Raw genomic sequence first — 14,632 nt, forward strand, 5'->3', positions numbered from 1 at the left:
TTAAGCCTCTCACGGGGGACAAGTGGGACCTCCCGTGCCAAGGGGCTGGTCCGATCGATAGGGTCCCGAACTAATGGCAGCAGGACGAGAGCGGCGCGCGAAGGCCGAGACGTTCACGGCCCGGTGGAAGATGCAGTGGCACCGGGTCCGCGTCGGCCTGCGCAGAAGCGCCGTGGACTACTTCCGTGGCGACGGCTCGGACTGGATCGCGCTCGTCGGTCTGCTGCTCACCATCCCCGTCCTCGCGGCCATGACCCTCGCCAACTCGGTGTGGTGCTCCCCGGGCACCCTGGTGCTGCCGGTCGTCGCGGGGGGCCTGCTGCTGCGCCCGGCGAGCCTGCTCGGCCTGTACGCGGCGGCGGCCACCGCGCTGATCGTGGAGTCGGTGCGGCTCGGCCCGTACACCGAGGGGCCCTCGCGGGTCACCCCCGGTGTGGTCCTGGTGGTCGCCGCGTGCGGCTTCTTCGGGCTGCTGACCGCGCAGTTCCGCAGCCGGGTCGGCGTGCCCTGGCGGCGCGGCGGCACCATGCTCTTCGACCTGCGCGAGCGGATCCGGGTGCAGAGCAAGCTGCCGAAGCTGCCGCTGGGCTGGCACCACGAGATGGCGCTGCGCCCGGCGGGCGGCCAGTCCTTCTCGGGCGACTTCGTCGTCGCGGCCCGTACGAACAGCGGCCGCACCCTGGAGGTCGTGCTCACGGACGTGTCCGGCAAGGGCATGGACGCGGGATCGCGTGCGCTGCTGCTGTCGGGCGCGTTCGGCGGACTGCTGGGCTCCCTCGCCCCGCACGCCTTCCTCCCGGCCGCCAACGGCTACCTGCTCCGCCAGGACTGGGACGAGGGCTTCGCGACCTCCATCCACCTGGTGCTGGACCTGGACTCCGGGGACTACGAGCTGTACTCGGCGGGCCATCCGCCGGGGCTGCAGCTGAGCGCGGGCAGCGGCCGCTGGGAGGAGAAGGCGGCCGAGGGCCCGCTGCTGGGTGTGTACGACGGCGCCCAGTTCGACCCCGTGAAGGGCTCGCTGCGCCCCGGGGACGTGCTGATGCTGTTCACGGACGGACTGGTGGAAACCTCCGACCGCGACATCGTGGAGGGCATCGACCGCCTCACCGGAGAGGCCGACCGCTATGTCGCCGGCGGCTTCCACGGCGCCGCCTGGCACCTCATCGAGGCGGTGGCGAGGGACGTCAACGACGACCGGGCCCTGCTCCTGATCTGCCGCCAGACAGCGCCGGCGACGGCCCGCTGAGACACCCCCGGGCAATGCCGGGGGTGGGGTTTTCCCCCGCCCTGATCCGCCAGCCGTCCGCATGGTCCGGCCACCCTCCGTATCCGTACGGTCGAGACACGTCACCGAACGCCCACGGACCGGAGGGACCCCCATGCCAAGCGACTGGGCCGTAGAACTGCACGGAGTCACGCGCCACTACGGCCGCGGAGGCTCCGCCGTGCACGCCCTGCGCGGCATCGACCTGGCCCTTCCCTCCGGCACCTTCACCGCGGTGATGGGGCCCTCCGGCTCCGGCAAGTCCACGTTCCTGCAGTGCGCGGCGGGCCTGGACCGCCCCACCGCGGGCCGGGTCGTGCTCGGCGGCACGGACATCACCGGGCTGAGCGAGAACAAGCTGACCGCACTGCGCCGCACCCGCCTCGGCTTCGTCTTCCAGGCCTTCAACCTCCTCCCCTCCCTCACGGTCGAACAGAACGTCGTCCTGCCCGTGCGGCTGGCCGGCCACCGTCCCGACCGCCGCCGCTCGGCCGAGGTGCTCGCCCAGGTCGGCCTCGCCGACAAGGCCCGGCGCCGCCCGAGCGAGCTGTCCGGCGGCCAGCAGCAGCGCGTGGCCGTCGCCCGGGCCCTCGTCGCCCGCCCCGACGTCGTCTTCGCGGACGAGCCCACCGGCGCCCTGGACACCAGCACCGCCGCCGAGATCCTCGCCCTGCTCCGCGACGCCGTGGACTCCCAGCGCGCCACGATCGTCATGGTCACCCACGACCCGACGGCCGCCGCCTGGGCCGACCGCGTCCTGTTCCTGGCCGACGGCCGACTGGTCGACCACCTCGACCGAGCCCCCGCAGCCCACATCGCATCCCGCATGACGGCCCTCACCACCCACGCCACCCACACCCGCCCGGCCGCCTGACCCCGAGCCACCGCCAACGAGCACACCTACAGGGCTCCCCCGCACCCGCCGACGGCGAATCCGTCCCACAAGGGCCACCCGCACCCGACGACGAAAGAGGTACGGGTGGTGCGAGCGGGAAACACAACCCTGCGGCTGATCGGCTCCACGCGGCGGCAGATCCTGCGCATGATCCGCTGGGAGGCCCTGCTGGTCACCCTCGCGGGCATCGCGCTCGGCACCGCCATCGCGGTGGCCACGCTGGTGCCGATGACGAACGGGCTGACCGGACAGGGCCCGTGCATCCCGCCCGTGGTCTACGGCGCCTTCGCCGGCGGCATCCTGCTGCTCGGGCTGACCGCGGTCACCGTCCCGGCCCGCGCGGCACTGCGCCGGGAGACACTGGACGGGTGACCGAGACACCACTCACCCTGGCCGAGGTCGAGAGCCTCGCCCGCACCGCGCACGCGGGGCAGACCGACAAGGCGGGACGGCCGTACGCGGAGCACCTCGCGGCCGTCGCCGACGGGGTGCGCGCCCGCGGCGGGGACGCCGAGCAGATCGCGGCGGCCTGGCTGCACGACTCCGTCGAGGACGACGCGTTGAGCGAGGAGTGGCTGACGGCGGCCGCCCTGACCCCGCGCACCAAGGCCATCGTGCGTGCCGTCACCAAGCGGACGGGGGAGGAGCCGGAGGCGTACGCGCGCCGGATCCTCGCCACCCCGGGCGCGCTGCTGGTGAAGCAGGCCGACCTGGCGCACAACGCCGACCCGGAGCGGCTCGCGGTCCTGGACGAGCCGACCCGGAAACGACTGACCGAGAAGTACGCACGGATGCGCGCACTTCTCGGTCCGGAACAGCGGGGCCGGACGCTCGGACAGCGGAGCTAGACGCCGACCTTCTCGCGCTCGCGCTCCTTCTGCTGGCGCTCGCGGGCCAGTTCGGCCGCGTCCTGCTTGAACGCCCACTCCATCTTCGGCTCCATCGCGAACCGGAAGATTCGCTGCACGGGCCGGGTGCAGAGCAGTGTGACGACGGTGGCCGCGACGACGGTCACCGCGATCTCGCCGAGCGGGTGGTGCAGCCGGGGGTGGTCGAACCAGCCCCGGTAGTCGGCGAACTTCACCAGGAAGCCGTGCAGCAGATAGCCGTACAGGGTGCCCGCGCCGAGCGCCGTGAACCACATCCTCCGGCGCGGCACCCAGGCGAAGAAGCAGGCCGTCAGCACCAGCGAACAGCCCAGCATCGCGAGCACCATCACCGGGCCGCACCACCACGGCGCGCCCAGTTCCTGCGCGGAGTCGCGGTGGTAGAACCACGCGGTGTTCATGCGCGGCACCGCCCACCAGCCGATCGCCAGCGCGACGGCGAAGACGGGCACCGAGGCGATCCGCACCGAGCGGCGGCGCACCAGCTGGAAGTGCTCGGGCTTCATGCACAGGCCGAGCACGAAGTACGGCAGGAACTGCAGGACGCGCTGGAGGTCGAGGTCGTCACCGATGCTCGGCGTGATGCTGGCCAGCATGGCGAGGCCGATGGCCAGCGGCAGCGGCCAGCGCACCAGCTTCCAGATCGGTGTCGTCAGCCGCCAGACGAACAGCGCGACCAGGAACCAGGTCAGGTACCAGGGATCGAGAAGGCTGATCGGCTCGTGCGAGCCGTCGACGGCGTTCTTGAAGAGCGGGTACGCGGTCTCGAAGAGGACGTACGGCACGGCGACACCGGTGATGAGCCGCTTCAGCCGGTCCGGGCGCATGTCGAAACTGCGCGAGAAGAAGCCGGAGATGATGATGAACGCCGGCATGTGGAAGGTGTACACGACGGTGTACACGGCCTCCAGGATCCGGCTGTCGCCCTTCAGCGGTTCCCAGGCGTGCCCCATCGCGACGAGCACGATCGCCAGGTACTTGGCGTTGTCGAAGAACGAGTCGCGCTGTTTGCCCGGTCTGTCCGCGGGCGGCTGCCGCTTCTGCGCACTCATCGGAGCACGCGGACTGGGCACTCCGTCCGCCGGCGACTGTGCCGGGGGGAGCGGCCTGCGGCTGTGGCCGGGGGACGAGGCGGCGTCAAACATCTCAGGCACCCTAGCGTCGACTGTGGGATTTCGTAAAACCCCCGTGGTCATTCCTGGTTATCGCCTTCGGGTACCCAGTGATTTACATGTGCCGCCTCCCCTGTCCACGTGATGATGGGCACAACCAAGACCTCCGTTCAGCCTCAATGTCCCGATTCATCCCGACTAATTGGGGCATAGTGCGCCCCTGTGTCATGAATTCGAATTCCCTGCGCACATGATGTGTGGGCACCGAAACGAAGCTGCGCAATTCCCTGTGGAGTCCGGCGCGGGTGTCGCGTCGAATTACTGTGCGGGGCGTCGCCCGCCGCGGATGCTTGTCCAACGTTGCGTCACGAACCGCATACAGCGGCTGGGTTGGTGGCACGATGGTTCTGGCGGGGGTGCGGGGCCGTACCCCCGGGCCGGGAGAGCGGACCGACCGAGGGTGTGATCAGTTGTGGCCATTTCACTGTCTGTGGTGCTGCTGTTGGCGATCATCCTGGTGGTGCTGATCCGAGGCGGGAGCATCAAACCGGGTCCGGCCATCGTCGCCGTCCTCTTCGGTTTCTTCCTCGCCTCCACCGGCATGGCGCCCTCCATCAACCGGTTCCTGAACTCGATAGCGGAGACCATCAACCAGATCAGGTTCTGACGCCGGCGGGGGCCGGCAGCGCTGGACAACTGAAACAACGGGGGGATGTACGGGGATGGCGCTGCGCGACTCGGATCCGCGGGAAGTGGGCGGCTACCGGATCGAGGACCGTCTCGGCAGCGGCGGCATGGGAGTGGTCTACCTGGCCCGCTCCGCCTCCGGCCGCCGGCTCGCCGTGAAGGTCGTCCACGGCCAGTACGCCGACGACGACGAGTTCCGCATCCGCTTCCGCCGCGAGGTGGCCGCCGCCCGTCAGGTCAGCGGCGCCTTCACGGCACCCGTGGTGGACGCAGGCGCCGACGCGCCGCGGCCCTGGATGGCCACGCTCTACATCCCCGGCGAGGACCTCGGCACCCACGTCCGCCGCCACGGCCCCCTGCCGCCCCACCGGCTGCGCGCACTCGCCGCCGGCCTCGCCGAGGCCCTGCGCGACATCCACCGCGCCGGCGTGGTCCACCGCGACCTGAAGCCGGCCAACGTGATGCTCGCCGACGACGGCCCCCGGGTCATCGACTTCGGCATCTCCCGCGCGGCCGAGTCGGCCGCCGCCGACGCCCTCACCCAGACCGGGCGCGTGATGGGCACCCCGCCCTTCATGTCGCCGGAGCAGTTCTCCTCCCCGCACGAGGTCGGCCCGGCCGCCGACATCTTCTCCCTCGGCGCGGTCCTGGTGTACGCCGCCACCCGGCACGGCCCCTTCGACAGTGCGAGCCCCTGGGAGACGGCCACGAAGGTCGTCGAGGGCGAGCCCGAACTCGACGGCCTCCCGGACGATCTGCTCCCGTTCATCCGGCTCTGCCTGGAAAAGCACCCCAAGTCCCGGCCGACCCCCGACGAACTCCTGACCCTCCTGCGCGAGGGCCGCCTGCCGGACCCGCGCCCGGAGCCCGAGCGGCAGGAGCGCACGCCCACCCGCTCGCGCACCCGGCGCCGCAAAATCTGGCCGGCCGCGACCGCGGGTGCCCTGGTGCTCGCGGCGGCGGCCTCCGCGACCGCACTGCGCCTGACCGGGGGCGAACACGGCCCGCCCGGCGACCTGCCCCCGGGCTGGCACGCCTGGCAGGCCCACGAGACCGACAAGAAGACCACCCCCGGCGGGGCATTCACCTCCTGCACCGCGCTCGACGGCGGGCTGGTCTGCGCCGGCGACAACCTCAAGGCCGTCCGCTTCTCGCTGGCCACCGGCAAGGTCGCCTGGAGCCTCCCGGAGCAGGATCACCCCGACCGGAGCAGCAGCGGCAGCGAATACCCCGACAGCGGAGTGATCGGCACGCACGGACACGACGTCTACACCCTCGCCGACACGAGGGGCCACTCGGACCAGAACAGCCACTTCGTCTTCCAGGCCGTCGACGCCCGCACCGGAAAGATCCGCTGGAACAGGCCCCTCGGCGAGGTGAGGCCCACCGCGGTGGAGGGCACGGTGACGGTCACCGACGACGGGCCGATCGTCACCTACGGCAAGGACGGCAGGACCTACTCCCTGCTGGACACCGCCCGCGGCACCCCCCGCTGGAAGCGCACCATGCCCGCGAACGACACCTGCGGGCTGCGCAGCGCGGACGGGAACGGCTACCTCGTGTGCGTCGACGGCAACAGCACACACACCACGATCACCCGGATCGACCCCGCCCACGGCACGGCCCGCTGGACCGCCGAGGTGGCGGGCCCCCTCACCCTGGCCGGCCAGACCGACGACCGCCTGGTCCTCATCACCTCCTCGGACTCCCCGGTGGGCCCGGACGAGTCCGAGATTCCCCCCTACCGCCGCGTCACCCTCCTGAACCTCGCCGACCGCTCACCCCACGTCGTCCCGCTGGACCGCTCCGTGCCCTCGGCCGCCACCCCCACCATGGCCGACGGAACCCTGTACTTCGTCCTCGACAGCGGCGAGGTCCGCGCCGTCGCCCCGACCACCGGCCACACCCTCTGGGACACCCCCTCCTCCGTCGAACGCCCCGGCGCCCCCGCCGTCTCCGACGCCTACGTCCTCCTCGCCTCCCCGGGCGGCCGCCTCGCCGCCCTGGACCGCCGCACCGGCAAGGAAATCCACAGCGTCCCCGGCCGCGCCACCGGCCTGGAACCCTTCACCAGCTACGCGGGCACACCCCCGGTCCTCCAGGGAGACGCCGTCTACGTCGCCTACGGCACCCGCTCGGTGTACAGCGTGAACATCAGGACCCTGTGACAGGTGGCGGTCGTGGACGCTCGGGAGCGGAAGATCGCGTATGCGGACCGGGGCTGAGCCGGTGAGACGCTGACCTGCGCGTTCCTGGGGTGCTCGCCGATGTTCCCCGCTGTTCCCCGTCGCTTGCCGTCCGATCGGGCACGTGGGGGACACGCTGGTCCACTCTCTGCCGGGCACCCCTGCCAGTCCAGCCATGACTGTCAGCAGGCGGGGCTGCCGGACACCTGGGACGCCGGAAGCAGAACGGGTGCGGGCGCCGTGCGGGCGATGTGGAGCCGGCGGCTCAGGTGGAGGACCACCCACGCGTACAGTGCCAGCGCGACCGCTCCGGCCACCAGCAGTTGCCAGGTGCCGTCCGCGGCGGTGCGGTGGTCGGCGACGCCGCCCGCGGTGGTGGCGCCGAGGAGCATGAGCACCAGGTTGGTGCCCACGTGGAAGGCAACGGCCGCCTCCAGGCCACCGGTACGGATCACGAGGAAACTCAGGACGAGACTGAACAGGATCAGGTCGGCGAAGCCCCACGGGGTGCCCAGTCCGTGAGCCAAGGCGAAGAGCAGAGCGCCGACGATGCTGCCGACCCAGGGGGTGCGCAGGTAACAGCCGAAGACCTGGGGGATCCAGCCGCGGAAGACGTACTCCTCGGCGGCGGCCTGGAGCGGCACCAGCAGGACGAACACTGCGGCGGAGGCCAGGAACGTCGGCCAGCCCAGCCATGCGTCGGACACCGAACCGTCCATGCCGGCCCCGAACATGAGAGTGAGGGCGGCCGACAGGATGACCAGGAGCACTGCCGCGGCCAAGGCCACCCCCAGGCAGACCAGCAGCCAATGCCAACGCGCCCGGCCGGTCACCGAGGACAGGCTGCCGGCCGGCCGGCGCTGCACCCGGCGTGCGGCGAGCAGCACCATCGGGAGCATGAGGGCCAACATGAGCAACAAGGCGGCGTCGTCCCACAGGGGGTCGGCGAACAGCGTGTCCTGGGGACCGCCCAGCTCGACTCCGGCCAGCGCGGCCGCCACGCCCAATATGAACCCCAGCGGGAACATGGACAGCCACCAGCCTGCCCCGGCGACCAGCGTGGCGACCAGTGGCTGCCACCAGCGGTACCGCTCGGTCCGCGCCAACCGGTGGTAGGACGATCCGGCCGGCGCGGCGATCACGTGCGAGTCCTGTGCGGGGGCCGGGCCGCCGTCACGTTCCGTCGTTTCGCTCGGTACGTGATTCTGCGTGCTCATGGGATCCCACCTCGATCTCGTAGGTCCTGCGGGGCCGCTGCCCTTTGCTTCGATGCGGCCTCGGAACCAGGAGACAAGAAATGGATGATTTCGGTCATGTCACATCAACACGTGACTTGACCGGACTGCGTGTCGTTCGTTAGTGGAAGACTGAGAGGCCCCGGGAACGACCGAAGGCCCAGGTGAGAGGAGAACCACCTCTCACCTGGGCCTTCGGCCATCAGAGCGGGCGACGGGAATCGAACCCGCGTAGCTAGTTTGGAAGACTAGGGCTCTACCATTGAGCTACGCCCGCAACAGTGCGCCGCAGGTCGGTGACCTCGGCACTGCTGAGCATCGTAGCGGGTCGCCCGCCGCGGAGGCCAACGTGTTCGGACTGCGGCGATGCCACGCGCACGGCAGTCGTCAAAGCGGCCGACGGATCCGGCCGGGGCATGTACCCTACGTGTCGCACCAGACGGGGTGTGGCGCAGCTTGGTAGCGCGTCCGCTTTGGGAGCGGAAGGCCGTGGGTTCAAATCCCGCCACCCCGACCACCGGCTCACGGCACCACGGTGATCGCCTTTTGGGGCGCTGACCGGCTCCGGTTACTATGCAAGCTGCGCGCCCGTGTGTCCCGGCCCACTCGGCCTACGAACTCCTCCGGGCGGCGAAATCCGCCGGACCAGTCTGGCTCCGGCAGAACCCAAGAAGTCAGCCACAAGGAGACCGAACCGTGAAGAGCGCCGTGGAGACCCTGAACCCGACCCGGGTTCGGCTCACTGTCGAGGTGCCCTTCGAGGAGCTCAAGGACAGCCTCGACGCGGCGTACAAGAAGATCAACCAGCAGGTCACGGTGAAGGGCTTCCGCAAGGGCAAGATCCCGGCCCGCGTCATCGACCAGCGGTTCGGTCGCGGTGCGGTGCTGGAGGAGGCCGTCAACGACGCGCTCCCGAAGTTCTACACCGAGGCGGTCAACGAGGCCGAGCTGAGCCCGCTGGGCCAGCCCGACGTCGACATCACCGAGCTGAAGGACGGCGACACGCTGAACTTCACCGCCGAGGTCGACATCCGCCCGGCCCTGGAGATCCCGGACTACTCCGGCATCGAGGTCGAGGTCGACGCCGTCGAGGTGACCGACGAGGACATCGAGAAGTCGGTCGAGCAGCTGCGTGAGCGCTTCGCCTCCACCTCCCCGGTCGAGCGCGCCGCCGAGGACGGCGACGTCGTCACGATCGACCTGCAGGCCAAGGTCGAGGGCGAGGTCCTCGAGGACGGCGTCGCCGAGGGCGTCTCCTACACCATCGGCTCCGGCGAGCTCCTCGACGGCATCGACGACGCCGTGAAGGGCCTGGAGACCGGTGGCGAGGCCACCTTCACCTCCGAGCTCAAGGGCGGCTCGGCCGCGGGCAAGGAGGCCGAGGTCACCGTCAAGGTCACCCAGGTCGCCGCCCGTGAACTGCCCGAGCTGGACGACGAGTTCGCGCAGCTCGCCTCCGAGTTCGACACCCTGGACGAGCTGAAGGCCGACAGCCGCAAGCGTCTGGCCAACATGAAGCAGTTCGACCAGGCCACCCAGGCGCAGGAGCGCGTCCTGGAGAAGCTCCTCGAGCTGGTCGAGGTCCCGGTCCCCGAGAAGCTGCTCGAGGACGAGATCAACACCCGCAAGCACAACCTGGAGCACCACCAGCTCGGCCAGATGGGCCTCACCCTCGAGAAGTACCTGGAGATCCAGGGCAAGACCGTCGAGGAGTTCGAGACCGAGACCCGCGAGGCCGCGGTCAAGGGCATCAAGACCCAGTTCGTCCTCGACGAGCTGGTCAAGAAGGAGAACCTCAACGTCAACCAGGAGGAGCTCACCGAGCACCTCATGCGGCGTGCGGCCTCCTCCGGCATGTCCCCCGACCAGTTCGCCCAGGCCGTCGTCGAGGGTGGCCAGGTGCCGCTCCTGGTCGGCGAGGTCGCCCGTGGCAAGGCCCTGGCCGTCGTGGTCGAGGCCGCCACGGTGAAGGACACCAACGGCGAGGTCATCGACCTGGACGACGAGGACGAGACCGAGGCCGCCGTCGAGACGGTCGAGGCCGTCGAGGGCACCGAGGACGCCGCCGAGGAGAAGGCCGAGGGCTGAGCCCCACGGCGTCTCTGACGGCGTAGACGGGCCCCTGGGGACTTTTCTCAGGGGCCCGTTTGTCGTACCGGCCCGTACCGGCCAACCTGAAGGGGTACGGGGCTGCATCCATACCCGGCTCCCTGAGGCTCCGCCGCGGGATGCGACCAGCCCCCCGGCACCCGCAGCCCGACGATCTCCGCACCACCCCCCACAAACCGCACCGCCAAACCGGCGGAGCCCTCCGCTACGCCCCCGGCGAACACCCGCTTCTCCGGGATTCCTCGAAGCGGCCTGAGCGTTAGGGTCCATGAGTACGAGGGCAAGCTGGAGTTCCCGCTAAGCCCCGGCAGGACTACGTGAGACGGCCCGGCGCCGTCGCAAGACGAGCAGGTGGATACGTGACGAATCTGATGCCCTCCGCCGCCGGCGAGCCTTCCATCGGCGGTGGCCTCGGCGACCAGGTCTACAACCGGCTGCTCGGCGAGCGGATCATCTTCCTCGGCCAGCAGGTTGACGACGACATCGCCAACAAGATCACCGCTCAGCTGCTGCTCCTTGCGGCCGACCCCGACAAGGACATCTACCTCTACATCAACAGCCCCGGCGGCTCGGTGACGGCCGGCATGGCGATCTACGACACCATGCAGTACATCCCGAACGACGTGGTCACGATCGGCATGGGCATGGCGGCCTCGATGGGCCAGTTCCTGCTCACCGGCGGCACCGCCGGCAAGCGCTTCGCCCTGCCGCACACGGACATCATGATGCACCAGGGCTCCGCCGGCCTCGGCGGTACGGTCTCGGACATCAAGATCCAGGCCCAGTACCTGCTGCGCACCAAGAAGACCATGTCCGAGCTGACCGCGCTGCACTCCGGCCAGACCGTCGAGACGATCGTCCGCGACGGCGACCGCGACCGCTGGTTCACCCCGGAAGAGGCCAAGGAGTACGGTCTCATTGACGAGATCATCACGCACGCCTCGGGTGTTCCGGGAGGCGGCGGCACCGGTGCCTGACCGGCCCGGCCACGCCAAGCACCGCCGAGACCCCAGCCCCCCGAACGCCACCAGGACGGTGAACCCCATGAGCAACTTCCACGGCGCCGCCAGCGGCATGTACGAAGGGCCCCGCCCCGACAGCCGCTACGTCATCCCGCGCTTCGTCGAGCGCACCTCTCAGGGCATTCGCGAGTACGACCCGTACGCGAAGCTCTTCGAGGAGCGCGTGATCTTCCTCGGCGTCCAGATCGACGACGCCTCCGCCAACGACGTCATGGCGCAGCTGCTGTGCCTGGAGTCGATGGACCCCGACCGGGACATCTCGATCTACATCAACAGCCCCGGTGGTGACATGACGGCCCTCACGGCCATCTACGACACCATGCAGTTCGTGAAGCCCGACATCCAGACGGTGTGCATGGGCCAGGCGGCGTCCGCCGCGGCCATCCTGCTCGCCGCCGGTACGCCGGGCAAGCGCATGGCGCTGCCGAACTCGCGCGTGCTGATCCACCAGCCCGCCGGCTCCACCGGCCGCGGTCAGCTCTCCGACCTGGAGATCATCGCCAACGAGTTCACCCGGATGCGTGACCAGCTGGAGAACATGCTGGCCAAGCACTCCAACCGGCCGATCGAGAAGGTCCGCGAGGACATCGAGCGCGACAAGATCCTCACGGCCGAGGAAGCGCTCGAGTACGGCATCGTCGACCAGATCATCTCCACCCGGAAGATGAACAACGGCACGGTCCGCTGACGCGGGTCGACGTCTTCGTCGACGTATTCTCTGCCCCTCTTGGCACGGTGCACGTCAAAGTGAACCCTGCCAAGGGGGGCCCGAACACAGGGCCCGGCAAGGTACCGTCGGACATAAGGCAGCACCAGGAGCCGCTGGATTCGAAAGCGTCCAGGCGTCTCCCAGGCGAAGGGGAAGCACACCGTGGCACGCATCGGTGACGGCGGCGATCTGCTCAAGTGCTCGTTCTGCGGCAAGAGCCAGAAGCAGGTCAAGAAGCTCATCGCAGGGCCCGGTGTGTACATCTGCGACGAGTGCATCGATCTCTGCAACGAGATCATCGAGGAGGAGCTCGCCGAGACGAGCGAGGTGCGCTGGGAGGAACTCCCGAAGCCCCGCGAGATCTACGAGTTCCTGGAAGGCTACGTAGTCGGCCAGGAAGCGGCCAAGAAGGCCCTCTCCGTCGCGGTGTACAACCACTACAAGCGGGTCCAGGCAGGCGAGAACGGCGGCGCCCAAGGCCGCGACGACGCCATCGAGTTGGCGAAGTCCAACATCCTTCTGCTCGGCCCCACGGGCTCCGGCAAGACCCTCCTCGCGCAGACCCTGGCCCGCATGCTCAACGTCCCGTTCGCCATCGCCGACGCGACGGCGCTGACGGAGGCGGGCTATGTGGGCGAGGACGTCGAGAACATCCTGTTGAAGCTGATCCAGGCGGCGGACTACGACGTCAAGAAGGCCGAGACGGGGATCATCTACATCGACGAGATCGACAAGGTCGCGAGGAAGAGTGAAAACCCTTCCATCACCCGCGACGTCTCGGGCGAGGGCGTCCAGCAGGCCCTGCTGAAGATCCTCGAGGGCACCACGGCCTCCGTCCCGCCCCAGGGCGGCCGTAAGCACCCTCACCAGGAGTTCATCCAGATCGACACGACGAACGTCCTGTTCATCGTGGGCGGTGCCTTCGCGGGCCTGGAGAAGATCATCGAGTCCCGGGCCGGCGCGAAGGGCATCGGCTTCGGCGCGACGATCCGCTCCAAGCGCGAGCTGGAGGCCAAGGACCAGTTCGAGGACGTCATGCCCGAGGACCTGGTCAAGTTCGGCATGATCCCCGAGTTCATCGGCCGCCTCCCTGTCATCACCTCGGTCCACAACCTGGACCGCGAGGCCCTCCTCCAGATCCTCGTCGAGCCCCGCAACGCGCTCGTCAAGCAGTACCAGCGCCTCTTCGAACTCGACGGCGTGGAGCTGGACTTCGAGCGCGAGGCCCTGGAAGCCATCGCCGACCAGGCCATCCTCCGCCAGACCGGCGCGCGCGGCCTGCGCGCCATCATGGAGGAGGTCCTCATGTCGGTGATGTACGAGGTCCCGTCCCGCAAGGACGTGGCGCGGGTCGTCATCACGGCGGATGTCGTCCACTCGAACGTGAACCCGACCCTGATCCCGCGGGACGCCCGCGGGCGGGGCTCGGGGGAGCAGAAGACGGCCTAGCCGCCGTCACGGGCGTACACGAAGGGCCCCGGTCGGGATCGACCGGGGCCCTTCGCCGTCGTGCTGTACGCCGTCAGGACTTGACGCGCACGTCGTTGCGGAGCTTGGCGGCGAGCTCCGCGGTGTCGGCGATCGTGCCGCCGTCACCGGAGGCGAGGCTGGCGAAGCTGAACGCCGTGACCCGGGCGGTCGTGCTGTGGTCGGCCCAGATGCAGACCGGCACCTTGACCGTCTTCGCCCCGGCGGTCGAGCCGGACGCGCCGGTGTTGTCGAACTCGGCCACCTGGCACTTCATGACGCCGTTGGAGAAGCCCGACGGGTTGACCGTCTCGGGGCTGCCGATCAGCTTGCCCTTGTCGTCCTTCAGGGACTCCGTCTTGGCCTTGGCGAAGGCCGCGTCGATCAGCCCCTCGGGGTCGTCGATCGTGCCGTACACGCCGGAGAAGGAGAGACCCTTCTTGGTCAGCCCCTCGCCGTTCTGGTAGGCGGCGCTGACGCCCTTGGGGTTCTTGACGCCCGCCTTCTCGAAGTCCTGCAGGTCGGAGTCGCTGACGCTGTCCGAGCCCGAGTTCGCCGCCTTCGTGTACGTCCCGTTGATCACCTTCGACGGAGCCGTCAGCTTGTGCGGGCCGTCGTCCGCGACGCTGCTGCTCCCGCTGAGCACGAAGTACGCCCCCACCGCGATCGCCGCGACGACCGCCACGGCACCGATGATCAGACCCGTCTTCTTCTTGCCGCCGCCCGCGGCCGGCGGCTGCGGGACGCCGTAGGGCTGCTGGCCGTACGGCTGCTGCTGGCCGTACGCGTTCGGCTGCTGCGGCACACCCTGCTGGGGGTAGCCGTACCCGGGCTGCGGCGGGGCCGGAGGGGCCTGCTGGGGGTAGCCGTAGCCGGGCTGGGGTGCCTGCGGCTGCTGGCCGTAGGGACCCGGCTGGCCGTAGGGACCAGACTGCCCCGGCTGGCCGTAGGGCGGCTGCTGGCCGTACGGGCCCGGCTGGTTGTTGCTCATTTCTGGGTTCCCCTCCAGATGCTTATGTGTTCCTGACATCCTGGACCAGGCACAGGAAGCACACG

At 69.7% G+C, this 14,632-nt stretch carries 12 protein-coding genes, 2 tRNA genes and 1 pseudogene; 11 read left to right on the forward strand and 4 right to left on the reverse strand.

The window, feature by feature from the left end; all coding sequences use genetic code 11:
- Nucleotides 1–73: 73 nt before the first annotated feature.
- From ACIRVH_RS05015 to ACIRVH_RS05030, 4 genes and pseudogenes are all read left to right on the forward strand, one after another.
- Complete coding sequence (locus tag ACIRVH_RS05015) at nucleotides 74–1,249, forward strand: PP2C family protein-serine/threonine phosphatase (protein WP_403948280.1); 1,176 nt, start codon at nucleotides 74–76, stop codon at nucleotides 1,247–1,249.
- Between the two features lie 133 nt (nucleotides 1,250–1,382).
- A complete protein-coding gene (locus ACIRVH_RS05020) occupies nucleotides 1,383–2,141 on the forward strand; it encodes an ABC transporter ATP-binding protein (RefSeq protein ID WP_403948282.1) in 759 nt (252 codons plus the stop codon).
- Between the two features lie 126 nt (nucleotides 2,142–2,267).
- Nucleotides 2,268–2,534, forward strand: a pseudogene (locus tag ACIRVH_RS05025) (FtsX-like permease family protein); the annotation flags it as partial.
- Nucleotides 2,531–3,010, forward strand: a complete 480-nt coding sequence (locus ACIRVH_RS05030; protein WP_403948284.1) for an HD domain-containing protein — start codon at nucleotides 2,531–2,533, stop codon at nucleotides 3,008–3,010. The pseudogene ACIRVH_RS05025 and the gene ACIRVH_RS05030, both read left to right, overlap by 4 nt.
- On the opposite strand, the gene ACIRVH_RS05035 is transcribed toward ACIRVH_RS05030, so the two are convergent.
- Nucleotides 3,007–4,101 carry an acyltransferase family protein gene (locus ACIRVH_RS05035; RefSeq protein ID WP_403948286.1) on the reverse strand — a complete coding sequence of 365 codons (1,095 nt, stop codon included), beginning with the start codon at nucleotides 4,099–4,101 and terminating at the stop codon, nucleotides 3,007–3,009. The two genes, ACIRVH_RS05030 and ACIRVH_RS05035, sit on opposite strands and share 4 nt — an antisense overlap.
- 532 nt (nucleotides 4,102–4,633) lie before the next feature.
- Here ACIRVH_RS05035 and ACIRVH_RS05040 point away from each other — a divergent pair.
- Nucleotides 4,634–4,828 carry a hypothetical protein gene (locus ACIRVH_RS05040; protein ID WP_403948288.1) on the forward strand — a complete coding sequence of 65 codons (195 nt, stop codon included), beginning with the start codon at nucleotides 4,634–4,636 and terminating at the stop codon, nucleotides 4,826–4,828.
- A gap of 55 nt (nucleotides 4,829–4,883) precedes the next feature.
- Nucleotides 4,884–7,016 (forward strand): PQQ-binding-like beta-propeller repeat protein, encoded by a 2,133-nt coding sequence (locus ACIRVH_RS05045; protein WP_403948290.1) that lies wholly within the window; start codon nucleotides 4,884–4,886, stop codon nucleotides 7,014–7,016.
- Nucleotides 7,017–7,216: 200 nt separating this feature from the next.
- Here the strand turns inward: ACIRVH_RS05045 and ACIRVH_RS05050 are convergent, their stop codons facing one another.
- Nucleotides 7,217–8,251, reverse strand: coding sequence for a lysostaphin resistance A-like protein (locus ACIRVH_RS05050; protein ID WP_403948291.1), 1,035 nt, complete (start codon nucleotides 8,249–8,251; stop codon nucleotides 7,217–7,219).
- A gap of 224 nt (nucleotides 8,252–8,475) precedes the next feature.
- A tRNA-Gly gene (locus tag ACIRVH_RS05055) sits at nucleotides 8,476–8,546 on the reverse strand.
- Between the two features lie 163 nt (nucleotides 8,547–8,709).
- Here ACIRVH_RS05055 and ACIRVH_RS05060 point away from each other — a divergent pair.
- From ACIRVH_RS05060 to clpX, 5 genes are all read left to right on the forward strand, one after another.
- Nucleotides 8,710–8,786 (forward strand) — tRNA-Pro (locus ACIRVH_RS05060).
- Between the two features lie 179 nt (nucleotides 8,787–8,965).
- Nucleotides 8,966–10,357 carry a trigger factor gene (gene tig / locus ACIRVH_RS05065; protein ID WP_403948292.1) on the forward strand — a complete coding sequence of 464 codons (1,392 nt, stop codon included), beginning with the start codon at nucleotides 8,966–8,968 and terminating at the stop codon, nucleotides 10,355–10,357.
- A gap of 392 nt (nucleotides 10,358–10,749) precedes the next feature.
- Nucleotides 10,750–11,355 carry an ATP-dependent Clp protease proteolytic subunit gene (locus tag ACIRVH_RS05070; protein ID WP_094221271.1) on the forward strand — a complete coding sequence of 202 codons (606 nt, stop codon included), beginning with the start codon at nucleotides 10,750–10,752 and terminating at the stop codon, nucleotides 11,353–11,355.
- A gap of 67 nt (nucleotides 11,356–11,422) precedes the next feature.
- The gene (locus tag ACIRVH_RS05075; RefSeq protein WP_403948293.1) at nucleotides 11,423–12,088 is read left to right on the forward strand and encodes an ATP-dependent Clp protease proteolytic subunit; all 666 of its coding nucleotides are present in this window, start codon (nucleotides 11,423–11,425) and stop codon (nucleotides 12,086–12,088) included.
- A 183-nt stretch (nucleotides 12,089–12,271) separates the two neighbouring features.
- The gene (gene clpX, locus ACIRVH_RS05080; RefSeq protein WP_067003552.1) at nucleotides 12,272–13,558 is read left to right on the forward strand and encodes an ATP-dependent Clp protease ATP-binding subunit ClpX; all 1,287 of its coding nucleotides are present in this window, start codon (nucleotides 12,272–12,274) and stop codon (nucleotides 13,556–13,558) included.
- Between the two features lie 73 nt (nucleotides 13,559–13,631).
- Here the strand turns inward: clpX and ACIRVH_RS05085 are convergent, their stop codons facing one another.
- On the reverse strand, nucleotides 13,632–14,567 hold the full coding sequence (locus ACIRVH_RS05085; protein ID WP_403948296.1) for a hypothetical protein: 936 nt from the start codon (nucleotides 14,565–14,567) through the stop codon (nucleotides 13,632–13,634).
- Nucleotides 14,568–14,632 lie beyond the last annotated feature (65 nt).

Origin of the sequence: Streptomyces sp. NPDC101165, assembly GCF_044768135.1 — a bacterium.
Taxonomy (GTDB): Bacteria; Actinomycetota; Actinomycetes; order Streptomycetales; family Streptomycetaceae; genus Streptomyces.